Below are 25,747 nucleotides of genomic sequence, written 5' to 3' on the forward strand. Positions count from 1 at the left end.
GTTTATGTGATTATTCCTGAGAGATCTCTGAGATACCTCAGTGACTCCGTGATTCTGTGGCAAGAATTTTGAAACATGGGCGCCATGATTACCCTTGAAACTATTCTGCGCTTCGAGTATAAATATAGTTTATTATTAAGCCGCATAAACGCCGTCGTGCGTTAATTATAACTATCCGAAATCCTTCTATTGTTTGTGTCCTTGGGGACATGTGCTTCGTCAGTCCGGGAATCCTGGAGTTTGTGTGAAAATCTGTTCGCTGGCCAGCGGCAGCAAGGGAAACTGTCTGTACGTCGAAACCGGTGACACCCGTCTGCTGATCGATGTGGGTCTGTCGTTGCGTGAGACATTGCTGCGCATGGATGTCTGTGGTATCGACGCGGCACGTGTTCACGCCGTGCTGGTCAGCCACGAGCATATCGACCATATCCGGAGCGTGGGGGCCTTCGCCCGCAAGTTCAAGGTGCCTGTGGTCGCCAGTCATCTGGTGTGCAAAAAAGCGGAGAAATATCTGCATAAGACACGTCTGATCGAGTTCGAAGCCGGCTGCGCCTTGACGTTCCGGGATACTCAGGTAGACCCGTTTCCCATCACCCATGACGCCTGCGACCCGGTCGGTTTTGTTCTGGAGTCGCGGGAGGGTCGTTGCGGCTCGGCCACAGATTTGGGGATCGTCACTCGCCTGGTAGCGGAAAAGTTGCGCGGTTGCCGGGTGCTGAACCTGGAATCGAACCATGACGTGGAGATGCTGATGAACGGCCCCTATCCCTGGGAGCTGAAGCAGCGCATCAAATCGCGTCACGGCCACCTGTCCAATGAGGAATCGTTGGCTCTTTTGTTTGATCTGGCCCACGCCGGGCTGGAGGCGTTGGTCATGGCACACCTGTCCGAGATCAACAACCACCCTGATCACGTGGTTCGCACCACGGATGCCTTTTTGCGTGACCAGAGCGTTTGCGCTCCCCGGATTGTGATCGGTGATCAGTATAAAGCAAGTGATGTTTTGGAAGTTTAATTCATAGATATAATTCAGAAGCGTGGATTTTTTCGTTCTGGGTTTGAATATCAAGGACTTGCGCGGAGACGTACCACTCGGTACGTCGCACAAACAAGGCCGCAGATAGCCAAGGCCAGAGTGGAAAAAGACCGTTTCCGCACGGAGGATACATGATTCCACGTTATACCCGCCCCGACATGGCCCGCATCTGGGAACCCGAAAACCGTTTTCGCATCTGGCTTGAGATAGAAACCCTGGCATGTGAAGCCCAAGCCGAACTGGGCGTTATTCCCAAGGAGGTGGTGCCGGTCATCCGTGAAAAAGGGAACTTCGACATAGCCCGAATCGATGCGATCGAGGCCGAGGTAAAGCACGATGTAATCGCATTCCTCACCTCAGTGTCCGAATATGTCGGGCCGGAGGCGCGCTTCATTCACCAGGGGATGACCTCTTCCGACGTGCTGGATACCTGTCTGTCGGTGCAACTTGTTCAGGCCGCCGACGAATTGCTGGCTGATCTGGACATGGTGCTGGCAGCCATCAAGGAACGCGCCCTGGAGCACAAGGATACCGTCTGCATCGGCCGTTCCCACGGCATCCATGCGGAACCGGTTACCTTTGGTCTCAAACTGGCCTCCTGGTATGCCGAGATGCAGCGCAACCGCCGGCGTCTGGCCGCAGCCCGCGAGAATATCGCTACCGGTGCCATATCCGGTGCAGTCGGCACCTTTGCCAACATCGACCCCTATGTGGAAGAGTATGTTTGTAATAAAATGGGGCTCACGCCGGAACCGGTTTCGACCCAGGTTATCCCCCGTGACCGTCATGCCGAGTACTTCTGCGTCCTGTCATTGGTCGCCTCGTCCCTTGAGCGTATCGCCATCGAGATCCGCCACCTGCAGCGTACCGAGGTGTTGGAGGCGGAGGAGTTTTTCAGCAAGGGGCAGAAGGGATCGTCGGCCATGCCCCACAAGCGAAACCCGATCCTTTCGGAAAACCTGACCGGGCAGGCCCGTTATATACGTTCCATGTGTATCCCGGCGTTGGAAAACGTGGCACTGTGGCACGAACGGGACATTTCCCATTCCTCGGTGGAACGCTACATCGGCCCGGACGCCACGGTTGCGCTCGATTTTTCTTTGCGGCGCCTCAGTGGCCTGATCAAGAATCTGGTGGTTTACCCCAAGAATATGCTGGACAACCTGAACAAGATGAAGGGTCTGGTTTTCTCCCAGAAGATTCTTCTCGATCTGACCCAGGCGGGTGTGTCACGCGAGGACGCCTATCGTCTGGTGCAGCGCAACGCCATGAAGGTATGGGAACAAGGCAAGGATTTTCAGGAAGAGTTGCTGGCAGACCAGGATGTGGTCGGCGCCCTGGGCGAGGCCAAGATCCGTGAGTCGTTCGATCTCAACTATCACCTCAAACACGTCGATACCATCTTCAAGCGAGTCTTCGGTGAATAATAGGATTCTCTCATTTGTTCAAGGGCTCTTCCGCCCGCAGGATGCGGATGGCCCCATTCTGTTCTGGGCCAAGGATATTCTGGGCGCGCTGCTGATCCTGGCGTTTTTCTGGATGCTGGCCCAACTGGCCGTTCTGGCGCTGAACAAATGGGGCAAACGCATAGCCGCCTTCACCAGTACCGATCTGGACGACCGTATTCTCCTACAGGTTATTCCCCATGTTTCTCGGCTTTTGGTCACACTGGGCATCTATCTGGCGATCCGCTCCCTGCCGCTGCATGAAAAGCTGGTGACGGTTTTTTCCGGTGTGCTCTTCATCGCCCTGGTGATTATCGTTTTCAATCTGATCTACCACTCCTTTGACGAGCTGTTGCAATGGTATATCGCCGGCCGGCAGCACGATCACGATGCCCTGATCTCCCGGCACATGATTCCGATTGCCGAAAAGCTGACCATGCTGTTTCTGATGGGTACGGCGCTGATTGTCATCCTCAAGCATTTTAACTACGACATTTTCTCGGTGGTTACCGCCTTGGGGATCGGTTCGCTGGCTATCGGCCTGGCGGCTAAGGACACCTTGGCCAACATGATTTCTGGTTTCACTCTCATGCTCGACCAGCCCTTCCGAATCGGTGACCGCATCCAACTGTCGGGCGGCCAAGTGGGGGATGTGGCTGGCATTGGCCTGCGCAGCACCAAGATCAGGACATTGGACAATCAGTTGTTGATCATTCCCAACTCGGACCTGTGCAATACCATGCTGATCAATCAGGCCTTCCCGGATGCCCGTGTCAAGGGGCGCATCAACATCGGTGTGGCCTACGGTTGCGACGTGGAGCGCGTCAAGGAACTCCTGGTGGCCACGGCTCATGAGGTTGAAGGCGTACTACGCGACCCGGTGCCGGAAGCATATTTTGTCTCCTTTGGCGATTCGGCCCTGAATATGTCGCTGTTTTTCTGGGTGGAGGAATATTCACTGTTGTTCTCCGTCACCGACAAGATCAATTCGCTGATTATTCGCCGTTTTAACGAAAACGGCATTGAAATCCCGTTCCCCATCAGGACGGTGATCATGGAGCCTCCTGCAAAACGTAATGAGGAGGCCGATATGCAGGGCGCAAGCGAGTGAGGGAACGAGGCGTACTGTTTAGTACGTTGAGTTTCCGAGCGAGCGGCAACACAGCAGATCGGCCCCGCAATAGTTTTGCAGGAGGCCCAATGGAAAAAGGAACCAATTGACATGGCATACAGAATCGAAGTGGCCCTGAAGGAGGGTGTCCGCGACGCCCGCGGAGAGCGGATCAAACGGGAAATCGAGCATTTCCTGCACTTGCAGGTGAACGAGGTCCGTACCATTGACGTCTATACCGTGGATGCCCCTCTTACGCAGGAAGAACTCCATCAGACTGCGGCTGGCCCGTTCAGCGACCCGGTTATCCAGGAGTGGAGTATCGAACGGCCCTTGGCGGCCGGTTTCGATTTTGCCGTGGAGGTCGGCTTCCGTCCCGGCGTGACCGACAACGTGGGGCGCACCGCCCGGGAAGCCGTCGAATATCTGACCGGCCGTCCCTTTGCCGCCGGCGAGGGGGTCTACTATTCGGTGCAATACCTGCTGAAGGGGACCTTTGAGCTGTCCGACGTGGAAGGCATCGCCACCGGTCTCTTGTGCAATACCCTTATCCAGCGTTATAGCGTGCTCTCGGCGGCCGATTTCATGGCCCGGCGCGGGTTTTCGCCGACGGTTCCCAAGGTGCTGGCCGAGGTTAAGGCTGAGGTGCGCGAGATTGATCTGAACGTTTCCGACGAGGATTTGTTGCGCATCAGCAAAGAAGGGGTACTGGCCCTGACCCTGGAAGAAATGCGGATCATCCAGGCCCACTACCGCGATCCGCTGGTCATAGCGAAGCGCACCACCGTAGGTTTGGGCGCTAACCCAACCGATGTGGAATTGGAGTGCCTGGCCCAGACTTGGTCCGAGCACTGTAAGCACAAGATATTTTCGGGCACGGTGCAGTACGAGGACGAAGAGGGCAACAAACAGGAGATCAAATCCCTGTTCAAGTCGTTCATCCAGCGTACCACCAAGGATGTGCGCGCAAATTTGGGTGACAGGGACTTCTGCCTGTCGGTGTTCAAGGATAATGCCGGGGTCATCAAGTTCAACGACCAACAGTCGCTGGTCTTCAAGGTGGAGACCCACAATTCGCCGTCGGCCCTGGACCCCTACGGCGGGGCGTTGACCGGCATTGTGGGAGTCAACCGCGACCCCTTCGGCACGGGGCAGGGGGCCAAACTGATCTTCAATACCGATGTTTTCTGTTTCGCCGACCCGTTTTATGAAAAACCGTTACCCGCGCGCCTGCTCCATCCCCGGCGCATTTACGAAGGGGTAGTGGAGGGCGTCGAGCATGGCGGCAACAAGAGCGGCATCCCCACGGTCAACGGTTCGCTGGTCTTTGACGAGCGTTTTGCCGGCAAACCTCTGGTGTTCTGCGGTACAGCCGGGATAATGCCGCGCGAAATCAACGGTCAGCCGAGCCATGAAAAATCCATCCATCCGGGCGACCTGATCGTGATGACCGGCGGCCGTATCGGCAAGGATGGAATTCACGGCGCGACCTTTTCGTCCGAGGAGTTGAACGAGAACTCGCCGGTTACGGCGGTGCAGATCGGCGATCCCATCACCCAGAAGCGCATGTTCGACTTCCTGATCCGTGCGCGGGACAAGGCGCTCTATCGTTTCATTACCGACAACGGTGCCGGGGGGCTCTCTTCCTCGGTGGGAGAGATGGCCGGCGAATGTGGCGGCTGCCGGATGGACCTGGCTAAGGCGCCCCTCAAGTATCCCGGTCTCAATCCGTGGGAAATTCTCATCTCCGAAGCCCAGGAACGCATGTCCCTGGCGGTGCCGCCGGAACGGATCGAAGAGTTCATGGGCATGGCCAAACGTTTCGGCGTGGAGGCCACGGTTCTGGGCGAGTTCACCGACAGCGGCGTGTTCCACGTCCTCTACGACGGCCGCACCGTGGCCTGGTTGCCTATGGCGTTCATGCACGAGGGACTGCCCCCCATGCAACTGCCCGCCAAATGGGTGCCGCCCCGGCATGCGGAGCCGGTAGTAGAGGTCAAGGGGGATTACTCCGACGATCTGGCGGCCCTCTTGTCGTCCCTCAATATCTGCTCCAAGGAATCAGTGGTGCGGCGGTACGATCACGAGGTTCAGGGCGGCTCGGTGGTCAAGCCGTTTGGCGGCGTTACCAACGACGGCCCCTCCGACGCAGCCGTGGTGCGGCCGATTCTGGATTCCTTTGAAGGTGTGGTGACGGCCCACGGCATCTGCCCCCGCTATTCCGACATCGATACCTACCACATGACCGCCAACGCCATCGACGAGGCATTGCGCAACTATGTGGCAGTGGGCGGTTCCCTCGATTTGGTGGCCGGCCTGGATAACTTCTGCTGGTGCGATCCGGTCCTGTCGGAGAAAACCCCGGACGGCCCCTACAAGATGGCTCAATTGGTGCGCTCCAACCAGGCGCTGTACGACATTTGCATGGCCTATAATCTGCCGCTGATTTCGGGCAAGGATTCCATGAAGAACGACTTTTACGATGGCTCCACCAAAATTTCGATTCCGCCGACCCTGCTCTTCTCGGTGATCGGCAAGATCGAGGATGCCCGCAAGGCTGTCACCATGGACGTCAAACGGCCCGGAGACATCGTGTATCTGCTGGGCAAGACAGGCGACGAACTGGGCGGCTCGGAGTATTTCGCCCTCAGGGGCGCCGTCGGCAACAAGGTGCCCCTGGTGGACACCAACCGGGCGTACAAGCGGTACCAGGCCTACCACCAGGCGGTCACGCAAGGGCTGGTGGCCTCCTGTCACGATCTTTCCGACGGCGGCCTGGCTGTGGCGGCGGCAGAATCGGCCTTTGCCGGGGGGTACGGCATGAGTCTGGATCTCTCCCGGGCGCTCTGGAAGGGCGACGCGGCGGGCAAATCCGATGCGGCGCTGCTCTTCGCCGAATCGGCGTCGCGCCACCTGGTGACGGTCCATCCCGAGAAGCGGGACGAGTTCGAGTCGGTTATGAGCGGCAACTGCTTCGCCTCCATCGGCGTGGTGACCGCGGAGCCGGAGCTTGCCATTGCCGGACTGAACGGCACTGCCGTGGTACGCGCCGAGCTGGCGGTGTTGAAGGAAGCCTGGCAGAAGACATTAAGGGAGCTGTGACATGAAAAAAACCCGTGCCATCGTCATCACCGGAAACGGCACCAACTGCGAGACCGAGGCGGCTCATGCCTGCCGCCTGGGGGGCTTCGACGAGGCGGTCATCGCCCATATCGCCGAGATCCTCTCCGGCGAGATCAGTCTGGACGACTTCCATTTCCTTAACCTGACCGGCGGTTTTCTGGACGGCGACGACCTGGGGAGCGCCAAGGCCCAGGCCAACCGCCTGAAACATGCCGGTGTCGCCGGTACGGGCGAGAAGTTGGTGGAACAGTTCACCCGCTTCATCGCTGCCGGCAAGCTGATCCTGGGGGTCTGCAACGGCTTCCAACTGATGGTCAAAATGGGCATGCTGCCCGGTTTTGACGGCGATTTTCTGACCCAGCGCACGACCCTGACTTTTAACGACTGCGGCCGCTTTCAGGATCGCTGGGTGTACCTGAAGGCTGATCCCGCATCGCCCAGCGTCTTTACCCAAGGGATTGAACAGGGTATCTACCTGCCTATGCGCCACGGCGAGGGAAAGTTTCTCTGCGATTCGGCTGCGACCCTGGAGCGTATCGAGCGGGAACACTTGGCGGTGCTGAAATACTCCGGACCGGATTACGGGGCTGCGACCATGGAGTTTCCGCTGAATCCCAATGGGGCTCAAAACGCCATTGCCGGCCTTTGTGACCCGACCGGCCGCTTGATGGGGCTCATGCCTCATCCCGAGGCCTTTGTGCATTACACCCAACACCCCCGTTGGACCCGGGAAGAGCTGCCGGAAGAGGGTGATGGGTTGAAGCTGTACCGCAACGCTGCGGAGTATGTGAGGGGAAATCTTGTATAAACTCAAAATCAGCCACAGAGTAACTGAGACACAGAGAAAATATTTTGCAAAAATACTTTTGGTTTTCTCCTGCATTTCTCTTAGTCTCGGTGTCTTTGTGGCGATGCGCTGTTTCAAGCTTAAGGAGCCTTAATCCATGGATTTCACCAAGCCACACGAAGAATGCGGCGTTTTCGGCGTCTACAATCATTCCGAGGCATCCAACCTGACGTATCTGGGGCTGTATGCTCTCCAGCATCGCGGGCAGGAAAGCTGCGGCATCGTATCATCGGACGGCACGACCCTGCACGCCCACAAGCGCATGGGGTTGGTAGCCGATGTGTTCGGCAATCAAGAGGTTTTCAAGAAACTGCCTGGAAAATCAGCCATCGGCCATGTGCGCTACTCCACCGCCGGCGCCTCGGTTGAGAAGAATGTGCAGCCGATCATGGTGGACTACTCCCGGGGCTCCATAGCCGTGGCCCACAACGGCAACCTGGTGAACGCCCAACTGCTTAAGGCCGAGCTGGAAGCCTACGGCTCCATCTTCCAGACCACCATGGACACGGAGATCATCATTCACCTGCTGGCAATCTCCCACACCAATTCCTTGGTGGACCGCATCGTGGATGCCCTCAATCGTATCAAGGGCGCCTACTGTTTGTTGTTCTTGACCGAGAGCCGCATGATTGCTGTACGCGACCCCAACGGTTTTCGCCCCCTCTGCCTGGGCAGGCTGGGTGATGCCTGGGTCGTGGCCTCTGAGAGCTGCGCCCTGGACCTGATTGAGGCCGAGTTCGTAAGGGAAATCGAACCGGGCGAGATGATTGTCTGCACCAGGGACGGCAACATGAAGTCCCTGTTTCCCTTCAAGAAGGTCGAACCGACCCCCTGTATCTTCGAATTCGTCTATTTTGCCCGGCCCGACTCCTATATATTCGGCAAGAACGTCTATCTGGCCCGCAAGGAATTGGGGCGGCAGTTGGCCCGCGAACACGCCGTCGATGCCGACATCGTCATTCCGGTACCCGATTCCGGTGTTCCGGCCGCCATGGGATACGCCGAAGAGTCCGGAATCCGCTTCGAGATGGCCCTGATCCGCAACCATTATGTAGGACGGACCTTTATCGAACCGGCCCAGGCAATCCGCCATTTCGGAGTTAAGATCAAACTCAACCCGGTACGGGAAATCCTTAAGGGTAAACGTGTCGTGGTCATTGACGACTCCATCGTGCGCGGCACCACATCCCGCAAGATCGTCAAGATGGTGCGCAATGCCGGGGCCAAGGAGGTGCACATGCGCATCTCTTCTCCCCCCACCAGCTATCCCTGCTACTACGGTATCGATACCCCTAACCGCAAAGAACTGATCTCCTCTTCCCACACAAACGACGAAATTTGTCGTTATATCACCGCAGACTCATTGGGTTATCTGTCCGAAGAGGGATTGGTCAATTCGGTCGGTATGGGAAATACCGGTTTTTGCAAGGCATGTTTTGCCGGAACTTACCCGGTTGCATTCCCCCGGCCGGCCTTAAAGCCGCAGATGGGACTTTTCGAAGAGGAGTACAGCGAGCATGAATGACCGTGAACAACTGAAAAAGATCATCCTGGAACTGTCCTATGAAAAACGGCTTGTGACCTTGGCTTCGGGCCGGCAGAGCGATTTCTACTTCGACGGCAAGCAGACCACCTTGCACGCGGAAGGCGGCTTTCTGGTGGGCAAACTTTTCTACGAGGCGATCAAGGATGTGGAAGGTGTTGAAGCGGTAGGCGGCATCACCCTAGGGGCCGACCCCATAGCCACAGCCACCTCGATCGCCGCCCATCTGGACGGTAAAAGAATGCATGCCTTCATCATCCGCAAGGAGCCCAAGGGGCACGGTACCGGCCAGTGGCTGGAGGGGCGCAAGAATCTGCCCCCCGGGACCGGTGTGGTTATTGTCGAGGACGTGGTCACCACCGGCGGTTCCTCCATGAAGGCCGTACGCCGGGCGGAAGAGGAAGGGCTGAAGGTACTGGGCATCGTCACCCTGGTTGACCGCGAGGAGGGCGGCCGGGAAAATATTGAGGCCGAAGGTTTCTGGTTGAAAACCATTTTCACAAGGTCTGAACTCGTCGCTTAATGGTGGTAAAAGATCGCCTTGATAAGCTGATGGTCACCCGCGGCCTGGCCCCTTCTCGTGAAAAGGCCCAGGCTCTCATCATGGCCGGCCAGGTGGTGGTGGGAGATCATGCAGCCGACAAGGCCGGGCAGCAGGTAAGCGCGGATGCCGAGATCCGCATCAAGGGGGAGGTTCTCCCCTATGTGGGCCGGGGTGGTCTCAAGCTCAGGAAGGCGCTGGATGAATTCGGCGTCGATGTCGGCGGTCTGGTTGCCATAGATGTGGGGGCATCCACCGGCGGCTTCACCGACTGTCTGTTGCAGTCTGGAGCGCGCAAAGTTTTTGCCGTGGACGTGGGCTACGGCCAGTTGGCTTGGAAACTGCGTCAGGATTCCAGGGTCATCAACCTTGAGAAGACCAATGTCCGTTATCTTGCCCCGGACCGGCTCGATGAGGTCCCGGCACTGGCGGTCATCGATGCCTCCTTTATCTCCCTAGGTAAGGTCCTGCCGGCCGTGGCCGGGCTTGTCAGGCCAGGCGGCCGCATCATTGCCCTGATCAAACCGCAGTTCGAAGTGGGTCGGGGCGAGGTGGGGAAGGGGGGGATCGTCCGTGACCCGGCTGCGCATGAAAAGGCTGTCGCCGGAGTCCGGCAGGCTGCGACGGAGTTGGGTATCCGGGTGTGCGGGGTGTGCGATTCTCCCATTCTGGGCGCGGACGGCAACCGGGAGTTTCTGATATTGTTAGCGCTACCGGAGGATATGAATATGGAGCAGCAATGCCTGTTTTGCAAAATTATCGACGGTGATATTCCGGCAACCAAGGTGTATGAAGACGAGTTCATGGTGGCAATCGAGGATATTGCTCCCAAGGCCCCCCTGCACCTGTTGCTGATCCCGAAACGCCATTTTTCCAACTGCCTTGATATGGCCGAAGGGGACGCTTCGCGGGTTGGTCACCTGTTTCGAATCGCCGGGGAGCTTGCCCGCCAGAAGGGTTTTGATGAACGCGGATTTCGGATAGTTCAGAACAACGGTGAGGGGGCCGGGCAATCGGTCTTCCACATCCACTTTCATCTTTTGGCTGGGCGCGATTTCACTTGGCCTCCCGGGTAAGAGAAGGGGACATAACAACATGAAACGTATTATATCGGTTTTGGCGCTGACGCTCCTCTGGTCGTTGCCGGTGAAGGCCGAGACCTATACCTGGACCGATAAGAGCGGCACCGTCAACTTCAGCGACGATTATTCCAGCATACCGAAACAGTACCGCAGGAAGGTTCGCAAGCTGGGGGATATGGATGCTGCGCCGGCAGCAGCCGACACTGCGAAGGATGGGGGGGGGCAGCAGCCGGTGCGGCCTTCAACATCAGTGATTGGTAATCCCGGTACTGCTGGAGCCGATTCCGCAAATGGATTGTACGGAGGAAAAAAGGCTGAGGTTTGGCAGCAGGAGTTCAAGGCCCGCGAAGCGGAATACAAACGGTTGGAACGTGAGCTTACGCAGTTGGAGGGCCTTATCAAAAATCCTGTGGGGATATCACAGGAACGTATGTGGGGGTTGCCTCAGGAGTTCAGGGAAACGCAAAAACGGTATAATGAAGCCATCAAGTCGTACAACGACCTGAATGACGCCGCAAACAAAGTCGGTCTGCCAGCGGAGTTGAGAAAATAGCGGCAATCGCACAAAAACTGAAGACCCATAAAGGCCCGTCGGATATTTCGGCGGGCCTTTTATCATGGGGCAGATTATGCGGCTAGAAGGCCAGCAGGTTCTTAATAGCACCGGGTACGGCCATGTCCATGGTCATGACGAGGGTCATCACGATCATAATCACAACCGTCAGCCAAGCAATCGTGTTGAATATGGGGCCATTGACAAATTTTCCCATGAGTTTGCGGTCGTTCACCAGGATCTGCATGAAGATCAGAATGAATGGTAACACCGCCCCGTTTACGACCTGGGAAAGAAACATGATCTGGAGAAGTGGCGCCCTGGGGATCAGGATCAGACCGGCGCTTATGATGATGATGATGGTAAAGAGCCAGAAAAATTGGGGGGCCCGTTCGAAATCCTTGTCAACGCCCGACTCCCACCCCATGCCCTCACAGATATAAAAGGCCGTGGAGAGCGGCAGGATACAGGCTGCAAACAACGACGCATTGAAGAGGCCAAAGGCGAACAACGTGGATGCGTGTCTGCCCACAAGCGGCTTGAGCGCAAGGGCCGCGTCGGTGGCGGTTTCAACCTTCAAGCCCTGGACATTGATGGTGGCGGCGCAGGCCACCACGATAAAAAAAGCGACCACAATAGCCATGATGCAGCCAAAGATGACATCCAGGCGCGTAAAGGCATACTGTTCGGCGGTGATCCCCTTCTCCACTACGGCCGACTGCTGGTAAAACTGCATCCACGGGGCAATGGTGGTTCCGACAAGGCCGACCATGGTCATGGTGAAGGCGCTGTCGGATCGAAACGTCGGGGTAATACTGGCCTTAAGGATTATGTCCCATTTGGGGCCGGCCATGAAAGCGGCGATGGGATAGGCGACGTAGACCATGCAGGCCACCAGGAAGACCTTCTCCACAGTCTTGTACGATCCCTTGACAATGAGCAGCCAGACCACAAGGGCGCTGATGGGAACTGAGGCATACTTGCTGATGCCGAATATTTCGAGGCTGGCTGCGATGCCGGCGAATTCGGAGATGGAGTTGCCCATATTGGTCAAGAGCAGAGCGATCATCACATAGAAGGTTACCTTGACCCCGAACGACTCGCGGATCAGATCTGCAAGCCCTTTGCCGGTAACGGCGCCCATGCGGGCGCACATCTCCTGAATCACCACCAGGGCCACCGTGGTGGGAAGCATGGTCCAGAGCAGGTCGTTGCCGTAGTTGGCACCGGCCAGGGAGTAGGTCGTGATGCCGCCGGCATCGTTGTCCACATTGGCGGTGATGATACCCGGCCCAAGAATCGCCAGAAACAGCATGATGTTCCGGGGATTCACGCTTTTAAGCGGCTTGAGGAACCTGAATAAGGATATACCGGTGAACATTACGTCTCTAACCTCTCTTCTTCACCAGGCGAGGCAGATAGTGTGCAAGGACATCATCAACGGTGACGATCCCCACCATGCGCTGTTCCTCGTCAAGCACCGGCACCGCCGTCAGGTCGTACCGGGTAAGGGTCTCCAAAATCTCCTCCGGGTCGTCGCCTACGTTTACGCTTTTTATGTTGTCTTCCATGATATCAACGACAAGCTCGTCATCCCGGGAGGCAAGCAACTCCTGAATGCTGAGGGTGCCTTCCAAGTGTTCGTCGTCGTCCAGGAGATAGGCATAGTTAATATTTTCGATCTCCCCTGCCAGACGGCGCACATCCGCGATGGCCGCGCCCACGGTATGGTTCAGGGGCAGGGTGAGGAATTCGCTGGTCATGAAACCGCCGGCCGTATCGTCCTCATGCTCCAACAACTCTTCAATCTCTTCCTTCTCCTCATCATCCATCAGTTCTAATAGTTGCTGGGCCGTTTCTTCCGACAGGTCGGAGAGAACGTCGGCGGCATCATCCGGGGACATCTCTTCAAGGATGTCCGAGGCATGCTCCGCGTCCATCTGGCTGATGACCACGCTGCGCATCTCCGGTTCCAATTCGTAAAGTGTATCACCGGTGGTCTCGGCATCGATGCTGTCCAGCACCGTCCTGATGTTTTTGATCGGGATCTGCTCGATGATGTCCGCAAGGTCGGCCGGATGGATCTCGTTCATCTGATTGCGGGCAATATTCAGGGCCAGTTTGGACGAGTGGGGTTCCAAGGGTTGGACATACTCCCAACTGATCTCGGTATGGGGGATGTCCTTTTTGATCAGCCGCGCCATACTCTCGCCGAACCGTTCGTATCCCAAACGGCGCAGCAGTCCGCGAAAGCCGATGTCCACGCTAAATATGCACAGCTTGTCGTGGAGCTTGCCCAGTTTGATATCGTTGACGCGCACCACCTTGGCTCCGTCCACGTCCACGATCTGCTTGTCCAGAAGGTCGCGGCGCACCAGGATCTCCGCCTCGCGGTAGTCGTAGGCGCACAGGCCGGGCGGGGTGATCCCGGACGCCGAGATCACCACATGGGTAAACAGTGATACCTCGTTCCAGGGGAGCGACATCTTGCCCTTGTGCCCCTTGATCACAATGTGCGAAACCTCGGGAAAGACCTCGCCCGGCACCATGATGAGGTCACGGAGAATGCCGAGCTCTTCGCCCTTGCTGTTGATTACCGAACGGCCAATGACGGCGCTTAGGTATATTTCGCTATATTCCGTGTTCATGATGGCAACCTCGCGAAATAAAAAAAGGCCCTTTCGGAGAAAGGGCCTTTGGCGCGCGCAAAGAAACCATTTCCCCACTGGTTGACTTTCGGCAGTGCACAACGTAGGTTGATAAACCAGCTACCTTAGGTAAAGCCTTAGGCCGACAATACCTGGTCTACCCATTGGCGTCTTTCGACATTTTTGGGCAGTAGCCTGTGTTTGTGCAAACGCCTCTGCTAACGAGGAACTTTAATCATATAATCCAAAAGAAAATTGTTTGTCAACACGCAAAAGCCTCCTCACGGTGAAAAAGACGTTACGGAATAATTACCGTTTCGTGACACAGGATATGATTTCCCTTTCATCGTTGATTTTGCTATGATTGACACCATGGGTGAGAAACTGATCTGCAACAACAAGAAGGCCTACCATGAATATTTTATCGAGGAAAAGCTGGAAGCCGGGGTGGTGCTTCAGGGGACCGAGGTAAAATCGCTACGGTGCGGCAACGTCAACCTGACCGACTCCTTCATGCTGATTCGCGAAGGTGAGGCCTTTCTGCACAACCTGCATATCGCGCCCTATGACTTCGGCAACCGCGCGAACCACCAACCGGATCGCCAGCGCAAACTGCTCCTGCACCGCAAGGAGATCACCCGGCTTTACGGCAGGGTCAGGGAGCAGGGCTATTCGGTCATACCGCTCAGGCTCTATTTCAAGGATGGCTTGGTGAAGGTGGAGATTGGTCTTGCCAAAGGTAAGAAACTGTACGATAAACGTGAAGACTTGAAGAAGAAGGACACGCAACGCGAAATGTCCCAAGCCCTGAAGTCGAGAAACAGGGCGTAACGGCGCGGATAACGCCGCTGAAAAATTGGTAGGAGATTTTCAAAGGGGGGCGTAAAGGTTTCGACGGGGAAGTGAAAATCTGGGTTGCACCGGGTCGGGGCAGGTGGCCGACCTTAATAAACCTGCACCGGCATTAATTGCCGACAATTACAACACTCCTGTAGCTCTCGCAGCTTAACAGGCGTCCCCGACCCAGATGCCGATGGTAAGAAGGGGACGTCATTCACTATCGGATTGGGATGCGCAACGCCCGTAGCGCAACCTGAAACTTTACGGGACCGCTGGCAGGATGCTTTGTCCTAGGCGTATTCTGCCGGTTAAATTGAGCAAAGGACTAACGGTGTAGTAATTCAGACTGTAGGTTCTTCGGACCCGGGTTCGACTCCCGGCGCCTCCACCAATTAATAGTCCGGCATGGTTCGGACAAGACCAAAAGCCCTTGAGAAATCAGGGGCTTTTCTTTTTGTGTTGTCCGGCAAAGTCCGCTTTGATATGCTTAAAGCCAGCATTTTTGGAGGTATTTATGGGGGTATATTGATTGGGGCCGAGCACAAATACCACCAAACCGTGAAGTGGATACCACCAAAACGGAGCTTTCTACCGTAATTGGTTCCGTTCCTCTGTACCTGTTCACAATTAATACAAAGCCCCGCCACCGAAGACCGGTAACGGGGTTTTGTGCAGAGCTTGTAGAAAAAATATTGGCGAAGTCGTACCAGTGGTGGCCGGGATCGAAGGTAAAGCCGAAATATGCTGTCCTTGATTCCGCAATCAATGCCGCCGGAGCAAGCCGGCCTCTCAGGAACCCTCATCGGACGTATCCAGAAAGGTCATAATAGAATTAAACATCGAAGAAGGCGTCTCGTCATGGCCTTTTCTGGAATCGAAGACATTCTCCCACCCATATCCCTGCAAATCCACCGTAATCACCCTGCCGGCGCTGCGCATGTCAATGTAAGGAGTTACGGATTTCACCACCCGTTGTCCCGGTTTCCGATTAAAGAAATTATGGTCTTCCTCAATATGTCGGATTAGTTCCATAAATTGATTAATAGTCATTTTTTGCCCTTTGCCTACTTTGGCGAATAAAGTATATCAAGGCGAAAGTTTGATATGAATGAGTCGTGTATAATTATATAAATCCAATAATATCGTTGGCATTTTTAGCACGGTTTACGCGCACCGTCCATATTTATGTTTGACAACAATACCTTCAAAGTAAATGTTGCGGGAAGAGGGTAAGGCCAAACAGGAAAAGCTTGATTTCCAGATAATATAGGCGTTAAATATTCACCGGTTCCCACGCGACTGATTGCAGCATGTTTTGGGGTGCATTCAAAGTTTAACCTTGATAGGCGTACGTAATATATTGGTTGTGCTGTCAGGTGTGTTGACGGCATCCAGGGTGGTACAATGTCGTACGGAAGCCCGCTAGATATGAGCGGGCTTTACTGTTGTCTGCGATGGAATCAAATTGAAACGTCATAACCGATAGGTGGTTATTTTTATCGTCGAATGGAGGAAAACCCCATGCCTGGCTCGTACACCACTTCTGCAGTATTGGCTGATTCCGCGCTCGACACGCTGAAGCGTGCCTACGAGGCCCGCCAATCGCCCGATGTCGGCTCACTGATCCTGAAGGCCTATGATGTGATCAAAAACCTGAAAGACGAAATAAGCTCCAATGATACAACACACGATCCCTATGAGCTGAATGAGGCAAATTCGGCGATATAATCACCGGCTGACGGCCGTTGGATGTAGTCAGCAACGCCCACTGCGGATTTCTTTATCTGTAGCGGGCTTTCGTTTTTTTGCATGGCGGCAGGCGTGACTTGAGAACGTGGCCGTGCCGTTATCGGGAGTCGGCAGTTGAATGTTGTTATCTGCTGAGAAGAAGCGTATACGCCATTTGACTAATCGTATTTTTGTATTATTTTTTTAAGAAAGATCGGGAGGACTACCGTGGGAACCCTCACCTGGGAGGGGCATGATGCAAAACACGATTATATGGGTTAACGACAACACTCTGGAACGCATCATCAATGTAGATGGTACGGTTGTGTGTACCCAGAGACTGCGGATCTCCGACAAGGAACGTTGTGAGGCTGCGATGACGAAGTTTTGGCAGCAGTTGCTGAGGGAACAGAAACAGAGTAGGCTGAACACCAAGCGCCGCCCATGACGAAAATATCTTGCGGGGTTATGGCTGAAACCGGGATTTCCCCGGTTTTCTCTTTTTTTGAGGGCCAGCAACGCCGTTGCCACCCTATTTGTATAAGCTAATCACCTAAAAATATGCGTAAAAATGCCAAGACATTCGGACAATTTAAAGGGCTTCGTGTCGTAGCGCTTTTAGAAGGGGCTAAAGGAACCATTGTTCTTTTGACCGGTTTCGGGATACTGGCGCTTATCCACAAAGACCTCCATCATGTTGCCGAGCAACTTGTCCAACACCTGCATATCAATCCGGCCCGCCACTATCCGCGAATTTTTATCGATGCGGCTCAGCGTGTTACGGATCTACAGCTCTGGGGGCTCGCTCTTTCTGCATTAGGCTATGCCATCGTGCGCTTTGTGGAAGCGTACGGGCTGTGGAAACGGATGTCGTGGGCGGAATGGTTCGGGCTGCTGACAGGGGGGATGTACATCCCCGTCGAACTGTTCGAGGTCATGCGTGGAGTAACGTGGCCCAAGGTGAGTATACTGATTGTTAACCTGGGAGTTGTGGGGTATCTGGCCTTTATTCTGCTGCCGGCAAAACGGAAATGACTTTTCTTTCCAGACAAAACTCCCCTCATTCATCTGGTTGTTGCGAGGACACTTTGCGGTTTGAAGCAGGGATGCGACGGTTATGTCCAGAATGATTGCAGGTGACTCATGCCAGTAACCGCTCATAACGAAAAGCATTTTACCGCATCGGATACGGTTCGGGATGTTGTTATCGGCATGTCCGACGGTTTAACGGTCCCGTTCGCGCTCGCCGCCGGATTGTCGGGAGCTGTTGATTCCACCGGGCTCATTATCATTGCCGGTCTCGCGGAGATAGCGGCGGGCGCGATTGCGATGGGCCTGGGCGGATATCTGGCGGCTAAAACCGATGCGGAACATTTTATTGCCGAATTGGCCCGGGAAGAACGCGAGACGTATGAAGTCCCTGAGAGCGAGGCGGAAGAGGTCGCCCAGGTTTTTCGAAATTACGGGCTTTCGGAGGAGACAGTGACGACCGTTGTGGGCGCCATCCGTTCGGACCGCACGCGTTGGGTGGACTTCATGATGAAATTCGAATTGGGGCTTGAGGAGCCGGATCCCCGCCGGGCTCGAAGCAGCGCTCTGACCATTGCTCTTTCGTACGTGGCCGGTGGGTTGGTACCGCTGGCCCCCTATTTTTTCCTGCGCTCCGTGCATGCCGCTTTGGTCGGTTCCATGATTGTTACACTGCTTGCCTTATTCGTGTTTGGCTTTGTCAAAGGTCGCTTCACCACCAGCCGTCCGGTACGGAGTGCCTGGCAAACCGTCCTGGTTGGGGGGATTGCGGCAGCGGCCGCTTTTGGTATAGCAAAACTCATTGGCTAATAGTTAGGAGTTGTGCAGGTCTCCGGCACACGGTTTCCCGTGACGTTATAGTGTCTGTTTTTTTCATTATCTCCACCTGCTGTATCTGTCTTTGCGGCTGACAGCAGGATGCCCACGTAAGTAATCCTACCCGGCGGCATTACTTCATTAGCAGTATTTTAATGACTCTTGCAATCCGGCGACCACGAGGTATAAAACTTGAGAAGCATAGGCTTGGAGCCGCTTTCTTGAGGATACATTCATGCAGGCGATAGTGAGTTGGATAAAAGCAATTGTAAAATGGGCCCTCCTTATGACAACGACGGTCTGTATGCCATCCGTCGTTTGTGCGGAAGAAGCTGTTCCTTCGCCTACCGTTGCAGACACTATCGTTGCCGCCATCCCTCCCGACTTTCCGCCAACCTATTCCCGTGATCGCCAGAGCGGAAAACCGGTCGGTTTTGCTGTTGATATCTTGAATGAAATTGCCCGCAGAGCCGGTTTGAAGGTCGTCTATGTCTTCGGACAGCACTGGGATGATGTCGAACATCTGGTTCTGAGCGGCCAGGCCGACGTGATACCGAATCTCATTGTTGACGATGCGAGGAGCAAGCTTTTTACCTTTACGAAACCCATTGAAGCGGTACCGATCTATTTGACTGTTCGCAGCCATGAGTCGCGTTTTCAACGCATTGTTCCAGGCATAAAGATCGGCGTGATCAAGGAAAGTGTCGGGGAACACTATCTGAAAAACATTCCCAAGGTCACAGTCACTACATATTCCAACCTGCATTCCCTGATATTCGAACTTCTCTCGGGCCAGATAGACGCCGCACTGACGGCGACACCAAACCTGATGAAGCTTGCCAATGAGGCCGGCGTGAGAGACAAAATCAAGATGGTCGGCGAACCGGTCATTGATGGGAAACGGGCCATAGCGGTACGTAAAGGGGATCCGGCCCTTACGGCCCGCCTTAACAAGGCTATCGCGGGATTTGTCGGCTCGCCTGAATATCAGGCATTGTACCGGAAGTGGTGGGGCACACCGGAACCGTACTGGAATGCCCGACGAGTTGTCGTTGCCATAGCTGCAACGCTTGTCGTGGCGATCATGTCCATGGGAGGTTGGCGGTATTATTCGATCAAACGCCTCAACGCGCAGCTTACAGAGAGCATGGCCGGGTTGGAAAAAGCTCAAAAGACGCTTCAGGAACAGGCGGTATTGTTGGAGGAAGAGATTGCCGAGCGGCATCTGGCAGAGGTGAAGCTGGCAGTCAAGCAACAGCAGCTTGAAGAAATCAATCGCTCGCTGGAAGATCGTATAGCTACGACGTTGAGGGAAATCCGTGAGAAGGACCAGATGCTTATCCAGCAGGGACGTTTTGCCGCAATGGGCGAAATGATCAGCAATATATCGCACCAGTGGCGCCAACCACTCAATAACGTGGGCCTGATCATTCAGAATTTGCAGGAAATGTCCGAAAATGGTGAACTTAGTCAGGATGTCCTGAATTATGAGGTTCGGGTAGCTATGGACATCATTCAGTTCATGTCGAATACGATCGATGATTTCCGCTATTTTTTTAAGCCGGATAAAGAAAAGAAGGAGTTCGTCGTTAACGAGGTTATTGCAAAAACAGTCAAATTCATGTCGCCGGCCCTTCGAAGCTGCGGCATCACTATCACATTCAATGAAGAGTCGGACGTCTGCATTTTGGGATACCCCAATGAATATTCCCAGATGCTGATCAATATCATCAATAATGCAAAGGATGTATTGCTGGAGCGGAAGATTCCCGACCCATGCGTGATAATTCATGCCTTCCATGATAACGAACTTGCGACGGTAACCATAACAGATAACGCCGGAGGCATAGATGCTGCCGTGCTTCCCAAGGTATTTGATCCCTATTTTACCACCAAGGAGCCTGGTAAAGGCACCGGTATCGGCCTTTACATGTCGAAGGTAATCGCGGAGAAGAACATGGGGGGGAGATTGATCGCCCGAAATGTGCCGGATGGAGCGGAGTTCAGGATTGAGCTGCTGTCGTGCGGCTGCGCGGAAAGGGGTGTGTATACATGATGTGCAATTCGTTTATATCGGATTATAGTGTTTCAGGTGATACGAGGCGTATTGAGCGGGAGGTACTAAACTATGCGGGTACTTCAGGAATACGATACCGTCAGTATCGTACTCAAGTTTGCGCATATCATTTCATCCTGCGTCTGGTTTGGGGCTGTCGTTTGTATTGGGGTTTTGCTGTATCTGAATCATGAATCCGGCAGCAGCGAGGAACTAAACGCCTTTAACCTGGGAATTCACTATCTGGACAACTACCTGATCGGTCCCGCTGTGATTGTCAGCATTCTGAGCGGGGTTTTTCTCTGTTTCAGTAACAACCTGCAACTCTTCGCCTGTCGCTGGGTAATCAAGAAATGGTTGAGTAGCCTGGTTGCCGTGGCATTCGGTCTCATCTGGCTCGCCCCGTGGTTGAAGGAGTTGGAGATCATCTGCAGGATCAACCAATTCATGGTCTTTACCATACCCGGCTATTATCGTACCTACTACCTGAACCATATCAGCCTGGTGGTCCAGGAGATCATGCTGCTCTACCTTATTCTCATTTCACTTTTGAAACCCTGCACCGGCTATAAGAATTGTATCCATTGCCGGGAACGTTTTGGTTACAAAAAGTCTGAGAAGCCGCTCTCGTGCCCCAGTGACTGACCGCACGGGATACGAGAGGCATCTGCTGTTCTGCCGCCCTGCAACGGAGGCTGGCTTATGGGGACGGAAGGACCAGGCGAAACCCCACATCATAGGTATGCACCTCTGGTGGCAGGGAGCTACGCACCGACGCCCGGACATTTTTAGGGAGCATGAACCAACCACCACCCCGGATGATACGGTTCGAGCCTGCTGACGGCCCCTGAGGATTCTCCTTGATGCTGGAGAATTTCTCGTCATACCAATCGTTGACCCACTCCCAGAGATTGCCACTCATATCATAGATTCCCAGTCCGTTTGGGCGCTTCCTTCCCACACGTTGGGGACGGTCACCCGCAGTGCTGAAATACCATGCCACTGCCTCCACATCGTTGCCGCCGCAGAATTTCTCACTTTTGCCGCCGCTACGGCAGGCATACTCCCACTCGGCCTCGGTGGGTAGACGATACTCTTGGCCGCTCATTTTGTTGAGCTTACCGATGAATGCCTGTACGTCACTCCAACTTACGTTCTCCACCGGGCAATCGTCGCCGCAGCTTTTGAAGAAAGCCGGATTGTCGCCCATCACCTTTTTCCATTGTGCCTGAGTGGTTTCCGTTTTTGCGATGCTGAAGTCGGAGACGCAGACATCGTGAGGGGGTTTCTCGTTGTTGGCGCCATCGCCAAAGGTATCACCCATCTTGAAACAGCCTCCGCCGACATGAGCAAAACGGATGCCGGTGACGGAATCAGTATATTCCTTGACAACCTCTCCAAAGGACGTGGATGCAGCGAACAGCGGCAAAAAGCAGATACAGGCTGCGACGAGCGACAGTCTCTTCATGACAGTGCCTCCTCTATTTCTTCAAAGTGTGATTTATTGTCCGGTGCAGCAATGGGCTTGAATGGCGCGGCCGGGTGGTGGTCGCACGACGCAACCGATCCAATCGGGCTCATAATATGCCTTATTTTTATCCTTTTTACACCATCAAAACTGAGGTTGAAAGCTCTATGGAAAATTGATATAGTTTCTAGACAAATCACCCCTATGACATGGTCATGGAATCGTTTCAGGAGGCTCCTCATGGAGATATCAGTAGTACCGTTGTCTGCCGATAAAATGAAGGCAAAGTTCAAGGACGAGTCGCACTTGGGTTTTGGCAAAATATTTACCGACCGGATGTTTTTGGTCGAATGGAGTGTGGACAAGGGGTGGCACGACGCCCGCGTCAAGCCGTACGAACCGTTCATGCTCGATCCGGCCTGCCTTGTGCTCCACTATGCGCAGGAGATTTTTGAAGGACTCAAGGCCTACAAATGGGAGGATGGCAGAATCGCGCTGTTTCGCCCCGAGATGAACGCCCGACGCTTTCAAAGTTCGGCGGACCGCCTATGCATGCCGGAGGTTCCCGAGGATCTTTTCCTGGCCGGTATCGAAAAGCTGGTTTCCCTGGAGCGTGACTGGATTCCCACCGCGCCGGGGACCTCACTCTACATCCGGCCTGCTTTGATTGCCGTGGAACCGGTATTGGGTGTGAAAACATCCGACCACTACTACTTCTACGTTATTCTCTCTCCGGTGGGTGCTTATTATGCGGCGGGCTTTAACCCGGTCAGTATCCTGGTGGAAGACAAGTACGTTCGCGCCACTCCTGGTGGTACCGGGGAGGCCAAGACCGGCGGCAATTATGCAAGTTCGCTCAAAGCTGGGCTGGAGGCCAAGAAAAAAGGGTACGATCAGGTGCTCTGGCTGGACGGCCGTGAGCGGCGTTACATTGAGGAAGTGGGGGCCATGAACATGTTTTTCGTTTACGGCAATCACATCGTCACCGCCCCTCTGAGCGGCTCGATCCTCGCTGGCGTTACCCGCGACTCGGTGCTTAAACTTGCCACGAGCATGGGATGCACGGTGGAAGAACGCCCCATCGACGTAAACGAATTGATGGCTGATTTCAAGAGCGGCAAGATCACTGAAGCCTTTGGCAGTGGAACTGCGGCGGTGATCACACCGGTCGGTAAGCTCTGCTACAAGGATGAATGCGTCACGGTGGGGCAGGGGGTGGGCAGTCTGACCCAGAAACTGTACGATACCCTGACCGGCATTCAGACCGGCAAGATCGCCGATACGTTCGGATGGGTACGTTTTGTCGCCTGAAAATGAATGAGCCGGGGGAGCGGGATGTCACCGCTCTCCCGGACTAAGAGGGTAACCATGTCCCAAGGGAGCAAGGGAAAAAAACAGGCATCCCCCAATCGGTTGTGCGGTTCATGCCGCCGCACATGCAAACAGGCAGCAAATGCCGTTGTTGCCAAGTGTCCCCGCTACTATCCTTTCAGCCGTATCACTCAGAAGTCCGAATTCACATGGAAACAGCTCGATCTGGGCCTGTCTTAGATTGCTCCACGTCGGTACCAATTCATGTTGACGTCGAGCGTTGCTCCGGTTGCGGCCGTTGCGTGGCCGCCTGCCTGCTGCGTCTGATAACCCTTGAGCAACGGGGATACCGCAAGGCTGCTCTCATCACGTCCATAGAACACTGCACCCGTTGCGGCGCCTGTATCGAAAGTTGCCCCATAGGTGCGCTCACCGCTACACCCCCTTAACCTTCTAAAACTTTATCAGGGGCCACAGGCTGGCATAGTCATCCGTCCAAGGCCGTACTGCCACTGGTGGAACTGGAGCGAGTCTGTTGCGCACCGTATCGTTGCTTATAAATTGGGCGTTTCTGGTGAGCAGTACCCAGTCCGCCTTAAAGGTGCCGTTTTGACTGTTTGCCGGTGAGCTGACGGGTGTTACCCGGAAGCCCTCCCGCCTTCCCACGGCTCCGATCAGGGGAACCAGATTGAGGAATCGGTTGGTGGCGTTGATGGCGATGATGCCGTCCGGGCGCAGATGGCGATCATACACCGCGAAACATTCCCTGGTCAGGAGATGGATCGGGATGGCGTCGCTGCTGAAGGCATCAACAACCAAGACGTCGAATTGTTGTTGCCGGCCCGAGACAAGCTCCGCTTCCAGCATCAAGCGTGCGTCGCCGGTGACCGTCTCGATTCTGGCGGCGGAATCGGAAAGGTAGGAAAAGTGTTCCCGGGCGATGTCGATGACTGCCGGGTTGATCTCATAGAACCGGAAGAGATCGCCCGGAAGTCCATACACCGCGATGGAGCCGGTCCCGAGACCAATAATGCCGACCCGTAACGGCAGATGGTTTACGCGGCGCGGATGAAGGAGCAGGGCGAGCCCGACGCCACTCTCGGGGCCGTAGTACGATGTGGCGAGTCGGCGCTTCCCGGGGTCCACAAACTGGATGCCGTGGGTGATGGCTCCGTGCATCAAGGTTCGCATCTCGCCGGAACTCTCAAGATGTTTTACCACTCGCAGAACCCCGTAAAAATTGCGGGTCACCGTGTCGGTATAGGATCTGTAATTGAGCAGCGGACGCAACGTGGTAAGAACGAGCACAGCGATGCCGCAGCCTATTGCCGGCTTCAACCAGCTCGGGGCAACCTTGAAAAGGCCGTTTCTGCGCCAGGCTGCAACAATGGAGAGACAAGTGACCCACCAGATGACCGGATATTCCCAAAAGTCGTTGAAGAAGGCCGGGGCGGCCAAGGCGACAAACATGCCGCCCAGTGCCCCGCCTGCGGACATGGTCAGGTAAAAGGCGGTCAGGCGTGCCGGGTGGGGGCGAGAGCGTACCAATTCGCCGTGGCAGACCATGCAACCGGCGAATAGCGCAGCAAGATAGACAATGATCTGCAGCGGTAACGCCACTCTTGCGCCCAGGATAAAGACCGAACAGGCGGGGACCAGAAAGCCGGGCAGAAGAATGCCCCACAGGAGGCGGTCATAACCGTGGTCGTTGCGAAAACAAATGACGAAGCTGAGCAGGTAGAGGGCAAGGGGGGCGACCCAGAGAAAGGGGATTACCGCCACCTCCTGGCAGAGCTGGTTCGTCGTTGTCAATAGCAGCGCAGAGCCGCAGGCGGAGAGCAGCAACCAGAACATCAGATCGCCGGTTGAGAGCGCTGGTGTGTTCGCGTTGCACTCCTGGTCTGCCGAACCGTTATCAGAGAACATGGCTGTGCTTGGTTTGCCGGATAGTACCGGCCGTAGGCCGCAGGCGGCGCAGGACAGGCAGTAGAGGCCGAATCCCCAACTCCAGACAACGGCCTGATGCCGGAGGGAAATCAGGGGTTCGATGACGAACGGGTAACTTGCAAGGGCCAACAAAGACGCAATGTTGGAGAGGGAGTAGAGCCGGTAGGGTGAACGCTTAGGAAAATCGTGCAGGAACCAGTGTTGGACAAGAGGTGCTGAGGCGCAGAGTGCGAGATACGGCAACCCGATAGTGGTCGCCAGGAGCGAAAGTATGGCCGGAATGGGGGGGCTCCCCTGAGCAGGTTTCCAGATGTCCGCGGCAGGGGAAACCGGCAATAAGAGGAGTGAAGCGATCAATAGCCCCCCATGGAGGCAGGCCTGCCGCGTTCGGCTCAGGGGCGAGATGGCGTGGGCATAGGAGTAGCCGGCCAGAAGCCCAACCTGGAAAAAGACCATGCATGTCGCCCAGACGGCTGGCCCGCCGCCGAACCATGGCAGGATAGAGCGGCCGACAAGCGGCTGGAGTTGGAACAGGAGGAATGAGCCGAGAAAGATCGTGATGGTATGCAGGGGCACCGGTTCCTCCCGTGACAGCACCTCTTACAAATGAGTTCCCACGACGT

At 55.2% G+C, this 25,747-nt stretch carries 22 protein-coding genes, 1 other RNA gene, 1 pseudogene and 1 riboswitch; of the genes and pseudogenes, 20 read left to right on the forward strand and 4 right to left on the reverse strand.

Annotated features, from left to right (window positions below):
* Positions 1-244: 244 nt before the first annotated feature.
* The 10 genes and pseudogenes from LDN12_RS07670 (at position 245) to LDN12_RS07715 (ending at position 11,281) form a co-directional block, all read left to right on the forward strand.
* Positions 245-1,015, forward strand: a complete 771-nt coding sequence (locus LDN12_RS07670) for an MBL fold metallo-hydrolase (RefSeq protein WP_223922080.1) — start codon at positions 245-247, stop codon at positions 1,013-1,015.
* Positions 1,016-1,167: 152 nt separating this feature from the next.
* Positions 1,168-2,463 carry an adenylosuccinate lyase gene (gene purB / locus LDN12_RS07675; RefSeq protein WP_223922081.1) on the forward strand — a complete coding sequence of 432 codons (1,296 nt, stop codon included), beginning with the start codon at positions 1,168-1,170 and terminating at the stop codon, positions 2,461-2,463.
* Complete coding sequence (locus LDN12_RS07680) at positions 2,456-3,592, forward strand: mechanosensitive ion channel family protein (protein WP_223922082.1); 1,137 nt, start codon at positions 2,456-2,458, stop codon at positions 3,590-3,592. The genes purB and LDN12_RS07680 overlap by 8 nt, the downstream gene beginning before the upstream one ends.
* Positions 3,593-3,703: 111 nt before the next feature.
* Complete coding sequence (locus tag LDN12_RS07685; protein ID WP_223922083.1) at positions 3,704-6,694, forward strand: phosphoribosylformylglycinamidine synthase subunit PurS; 2,991 nt, start codon at positions 3,704-3,706, stop codon at positions 6,692-6,694.
* A 1-nt stretch (position 6,695) separates the two neighbouring features.
* A complete protein-coding gene (locus LDN12_RS07690; protein ID WP_223922084.1) occupies positions 6,696-7,523 on the forward strand; it encodes a phosphoribosylformylglycinamidine synthase subunit PurQ in 828 nt (275 codons plus the stop codon).
* Positions 7,524-7,659: 136 nt separating this feature from the next.
* Complete coding sequence (purF, locus tag LDN12_RS07695) at positions 7,660-9,087, forward strand: amidophosphoribosyltransferase (RefSeq protein ID WP_223922085.1); 1,428 nt, start codon at positions 7,660-7,662, stop codon at positions 9,085-9,087.
* Positions 9,080-9,628 carry an orotate phosphoribosyltransferase gene (gene pyrE, locus LDN12_RS07700; protein ID WP_223922086.1) on the forward strand — a complete coding sequence of 183 codons (549 nt, stop codon included), beginning with the start codon at positions 9,080-9,082 and terminating at the stop codon, positions 9,626-9,628. Before purF ends, pyrE begins: the two co-directional genes overlap by 8 nt.
* A pseudogene (locus LDN12_RS07705) lies at positions 9,628-10,353 on the forward strand (TlyA family RNA methyltransferase); the annotation flags it as partial. The gene pyrE and the pseudogene LDN12_RS07705, both read left to right, overlap by 1 nt.
* Before the next feature lie 21 nt (positions 10,354-10,374).
* A complete protein-coding gene (locus LDN12_RS07710; RefSeq protein WP_223924043.1) occupies positions 10,375-10,722 on the forward strand; it encodes a histidine triad nucleotide-binding protein in 348 nt (115 codons plus the stop codon).
* A gap of 19 nt (positions 10,723-10,741) precedes the next feature.
* A complete protein-coding gene (locus LDN12_RS07715; RefSeq protein WP_223922087.1) occupies positions 10,742-11,281 on the forward strand; it encodes a DUF4124 domain-containing protein in 540 nt (179 codons plus the stop codon).
* Between the two features lie 82 nt (positions 11,282-11,363).
* Here the strand turns inward: LDN12_RS07715 and LDN12_RS07720 are convergent, their stop codons facing one another.
* A complete protein-coding gene (locus LDN12_RS07720; protein WP_223922088.1) occupies positions 11,364-12,662 on the reverse strand; it encodes an Nramp family divalent metal transporter in 1,299 nt (432 codons plus the stop codon).
* A 7-nt stretch (positions 12,663-12,669) separates the two neighbouring features.
* Entirely contained in the window at positions 12,670-13,929 is a 1,260-nt protein-coding gene (locus LDN12_RS07725; protein WP_223922089.1) for a magnesium transporter MgtE N-terminal domain-containing protein, read from the reverse strand.
* 66 nt (positions 13,930-13,995) lie between these two features.
* Positions 13,996-14,162, reverse strand: a riboswitch (M-box (ykoK) riboswitch).
* A gap of 139 nt (positions 14,163-14,301) precedes the next feature.
* On the opposite strand from LDN12_RS07725, the gene smpB reads away from it, so the two are divergent.
* The 8 genes from smpB to LDN12_RS07765 all read left to right on the forward strand — a co-directional run bounded on the left by smpB (position 14,302) and on the right by LDN12_RS07765 (position 21,043).
* Positions 14,302-14,760 (forward strand): SsrA-binding protein SmpB, encoded by a 459-nt coding sequence (gene smpB / locus LDN12_RS07730; RefSeq protein ID WP_223922090.1) that lies wholly within the window; start codon positions 14,302-14,304, stop codon positions 14,758-14,760.
* 45 nt (positions 14,761-14,805) lie between these two features.
* Positions 14,806-15,160, forward strand: a transfer-messenger RNA (tmRNA) gene (gene ssrA / locus LDN12_RS07735).
* 1,130 nt (positions 15,161-16,290) lie between these two features.
* Positions 16,291-16,497: a hypothetical protein gene (locus LDN12_RS07740; protein ID WP_223922091.1), complete on the forward strand. Its 207-nt coding sequence runs from the start codon at positions 16,291-16,293 to the stop codon at positions 16,495-16,497.
* Between the two features lie 256 nt (positions 16,498-16,753).
* Complete coding sequence (locus tag LDN12_RS07745) at positions 16,754-16,945, forward strand: hypothetical protein (RefSeq protein ID WP_223922092.1); 192 nt, start codon at positions 16,754-16,756, stop codon at positions 16,943-16,945.
* A gap of 113 nt (positions 16,946-17,058) precedes the next feature.
* Positions 17,059-17,532 (forward strand): DUF2127 domain-containing protein, encoded by a 474-nt coding sequence (locus tag LDN12_RS07750; protein WP_223922093.1) that lies wholly within the window; start codon positions 17,059-17,061, stop codon positions 17,530-17,532.
* 108 nt (positions 17,533-17,640) lie between these two features.
* Complete coding sequence (locus tag LDN12_RS07755) at positions 17,641-18,336, forward strand: VIT1/CCC1 transporter family protein (RefSeq protein WP_223922094.1); 696 nt, start codon at positions 17,641-17,643, stop codon at positions 18,334-18,336.
* 241 nt (positions 18,337-18,577) lie between these two features.
* Complete coding sequence (locus LDN12_RS07760) at positions 18,578-20,398, forward strand: transporter substrate-binding domain-containing protein (protein ID WP_223922095.1); 1,821 nt, start codon at positions 18,578-18,580, stop codon at positions 20,396-20,398.
* 72 nt (positions 20,399-20,470) lie between these two features.
* Positions 20,471-21,043, forward strand: a complete 573-nt coding sequence (locus LDN12_RS07765; protein ID WP_223922096.1) for a DUF2269 family protein — start codon at positions 20,471-20,473, stop codon at positions 21,041-21,043.
* Positions 21,044-21,098: 55 nt separating this feature from the next.
* Here the strand turns inward: LDN12_RS07765 and LDN12_RS07770 are convergent, their stop codons facing one another.
* The gene (locus LDN12_RS07770; protein ID WP_223922097.1) at positions 21,099-21,866 is read right to left on the reverse strand and encodes a formylglycine-generating enzyme family protein; all 768 of its coding nucleotides are present in this window, start codon (positions 21,864-21,866) and stop codon (positions 21,099-21,101) included.
* Positions 21,867-22,106: 240 nt separating this feature from the next.
* On the opposite strand from LDN12_RS07770, the gene LDN12_RS07775 reads away from it, so the two are divergent.
* Together LDN12_RS07775 and LDN12_RS07780 are read left to right on the forward strand one after the other, a co-directional pair.
* Entirely contained in the window at positions 22,107-23,177 is a 1,071-nt protein-coding gene (locus tag LDN12_RS07775; RefSeq protein ID WP_223922098.1) for a branched-chain amino acid aminotransferase, read from the forward strand.
* A 209-nt stretch (positions 23,178-23,386) separates the two neighbouring features.
* Positions 23,387-23,626: a 4Fe-4S binding protein gene (locus LDN12_RS07780; RefSeq protein WP_223922099.1), complete on the forward strand. Its 240-nt coding sequence runs from the start codon at positions 23,387-23,389 to the stop codon at positions 23,624-23,626.
* A gap of 4 nt (positions 23,627-23,630) precedes the next feature.
* Here the strand turns inward: LDN12_RS07780 and LDN12_RS07785 are convergent, their stop codons facing one another.
* Positions 23,631-25,700 (reverse strand): fused MFS/spermidine synthase, encoded by a 2,070-nt coding sequence (locus LDN12_RS07785; protein WP_223922100.1) that lies wholly within the window; start codon positions 25,698-25,700, stop codon positions 23,631-23,633.
* Between the last annotated feature and the right edge of the window lie 47 nt (positions 25,701-25,747).

The sequence above is a fragment of the Geobacter sp. AOG2 genome, from assembly GCF_019972295.1.
Classification (GTDB): Bacteria; Desulfobacterota; Desulfuromonadia; order Geobacterales; family Pseudopelobacteraceae; genus Oryzomonas.

What these genes read in the sequence shown, in the direction of transcription:
- LDN12_RS07770 (WP_223922097.1), bottom strand. Translation starts at nt 21,866, where the DNA reads ATGAAGAGACTGTCGCTCGTCGCAGCCTGTATCTGCTTTTTGCCGCTG.
- LDN12_RS07760 (WP_223922095.1), top strand. Translation starts at nt 18,578, where the DNA reads ATGCAGGCGATAGTGAGTTGGATAAAAGCAATTGTAAAATGGGCCCTC.
- LDN12_RS07765 (WP_223922096.1), top strand. Translation starts at nt 20,471, where the DNA reads ATGCGGGTACTTCAGGAATACGATACCGTCAGTATCGTACTCAAGTTT.
- purB (WP_223922081.1), top strand. Translation starts at nt 1,168, where the DNA reads ATGATTCCACGTTATACCCGCCCCGACATGGCCCGCATCTGGGAACCC.
- LDN12_RS07725 (WP_223922089.1), bottom strand. Translation starts at nt 13,929, where the DNA reads ATGAACACGGAATATAGCGAAATATACCTAAGCGCCGTCATTGGCCGT.
- LDN12_RS07745 (WP_223922092.1), top strand. Translation starts at nt 16,754, where the DNA reads ATGCAAAACACGATTATATGGGTTAACGACAACACTCTGGAACGCATC.
- LDN12_RS07740 (WP_223922091.1), top strand. Translation starts at nt 16,291, where the DNA reads ATGCCTGGCTCGTACACCACTTCTGCAGTATTGGCTGATTCCGCGCTC.
- LDN12_RS07690 (WP_223922084.1), top strand. Translation starts at nt 6,696, where the DNA reads ATGAAAAAAACCCGTGCCATCGTCATCACCGGAAACGGCACCAACTGC.
- purF (WP_223922085.1), top strand. Translation starts at nt 7,660, where the DNA reads ATGGATTTCACCAAGCCACACGAAGAATGCGGCGTTTTCGGCGTCTAC.
- LDN12_RS07780 (WP_223922099.1), top strand. Translation starts at nt 23,387, where the DNA reads ATGGAAACAGCTCGATCTGGGCCTGTCTTAGATTGCTCCACGTCGGTA.
- pyrE (WP_223922086.1), top strand. Translation starts at nt 9,080, where the DNA reads ATGAATGACCGTGAACAACTGAAAAAGATCATCCTGGAACTGTCCTAT.
- LDN12_RS07685 (WP_223922083.1), top strand. Translation starts at nt 3,704, where the DNA reads ATGGCATACAGAATCGAAGTGGCCCTGAAGGAGGGTGTCCGCGACGCC.
- LDN12_RS07775 (WP_223922098.1), top strand. Translation starts at nt 22,107, where the DNA reads ATGGAGATATCAGTAGTACCGTTGTCTGCCGATAAAATGAAGGCAAAG.
- smpB (WP_223922090.1), top strand. Translation starts at nt 14,302, where the DNA reads ATGGGTGAGAAACTGATCTGCAACAACAAGAAGGCCTACCATGAATAT.
- LDN12_RS07715 (WP_223922087.1), top strand. Translation starts at nt 10,742, where the DNA reads ATGAAACGTATTATATCGGTTTTGGCGCTGACGCTCCTCTGGTCGTTG.
- LDN12_RS07720 (WP_223922088.1), bottom strand. Translation starts at nt 12,662, where the DNA reads ATGTTCACCGGTATATCCTTATTCAGGTTCCTCAAGCCGCTTAAAAGC.
- LDN12_RS07750 (WP_223922093.1), top strand. Translation starts at nt 17,059, where the DNA reads ATGCGTAAAAATGCCAAGACATTCGGACAATTTAAAGGGCTTCGTGTC.
- LDN12_RS07755 (WP_223922094.1), top strand. Translation starts at nt 17,641, where the DNA reads ATGCCAGTAACCGCTCATAACGAAAAGCATTTTACCGCATCGGATACG.
- LDN12_RS07710 (WP_223924043.1), top strand. Translation starts at nt 10,375, where the DNA reads ATGGAGCAGCAATGCCTGTTTTGCAAAATTATCGACGGTGATATTCCG.